This window comes from Marinomonas ushuaiensis DSM 15871 (assembly GCF_000521805.1).
GTDB lineage: Bacteria > Pseudomonadota > Gammaproteobacteria > Pseudomonadales > Marinomonadaceae > Marinomonas > Marinomonas ushuaiensis.
On the sequence record NZ_JAMB01000037.1, the window covers coordinates 1 to 806 of the forward strand.

General features: G+C 35.7%; 1 protein-coding gene. It reads right to left on the minus strand.

Features of this window, described 5'->3' with window-relative positions; genetic code table 11:
- Nucleotides 1-181: 181 nt before the first annotated feature.
- Complete coding sequence (locus MUS1_RS16110) at nt 182-331, minus strand: hypothetical protein (protein WP_156924907.1); 150 nt, start codon at nt 329-331, stop codon at nt 182-184.
- Nucleotides 332-806 lie beyond the last annotated feature (475 nt).

Below are 806 nucleotides of genomic sequence, written 5' to 3' on the forward strand. Positions count from 1 at the left end.
TGATTTACTGGTCATTTCGATGATTTACTATTTAAAATATTAAACATAATCGCCTTTTGTTTCCCCATCAGAGAAAAAGATGTCAAAGCCCTCTGACGTCATTCAATATTCATAGGTTCGAAATGCGTTCGGCTTTTGATCCTGACTCTTACTTTGAGCGTTTGGTAAAACCATCGCCTCTTTAAAGTCTAAGTAATAAGTAATCATCACGTACATCATTAACCTGAAACGTCGCCTGCCCTATAATTTCTCCAAAACCAGAAATCACTCGCTGCACTTTCCAGTTACCCAGAAAGTAAGGCAACACCTCTTTTACTTCGATTTCGTACATTATAACGGTGAACCTGTGGATGTTTTATTTGAAATACACACCGAATCTTACCACCCGCATTGAATAAATCATTAGAAGCCAAAATTTATTCAAAAAACATTGTGCAAGATGATTTTTAATAATCTGCATTTAACCGAAGATTCATTATTTTCCCTTCTATTTATTCAACACAACCATGCAAGCTCTTCGGTCTAACATGCTTATTAAGAGCAATTCGACATTCGGTTTTGAAGCTTTCTTGCTCATTTGAAAGAAACGGCCTAATCCGTACTTAGTTTGCTAGAAAACTGCATATTTCGCGAATTATGCACTTAAAATCACCTATTCGGCAAAGACAAGGGAAGCGCCTTTTCAGCTATTTCAATCCAAAAAAATTCCTCTAATATGAACTCCATCAGACGGGGACTTGCTTACCAAGCCTCAGTTAATATGAATATATAAAAGAGAAATTATCATGAAAAAATTAACAGCAATC

What these genes read in the sequence shown, in the direction of transcription:
- MUS1_RS16110 (WP_156924907.1), bottom strand. Translation starts at nt 331, where the DNA reads ATGTACGAAATCGAAGTAAAAGAGGTGTTGCCTTACTTTCTGGGTAAC.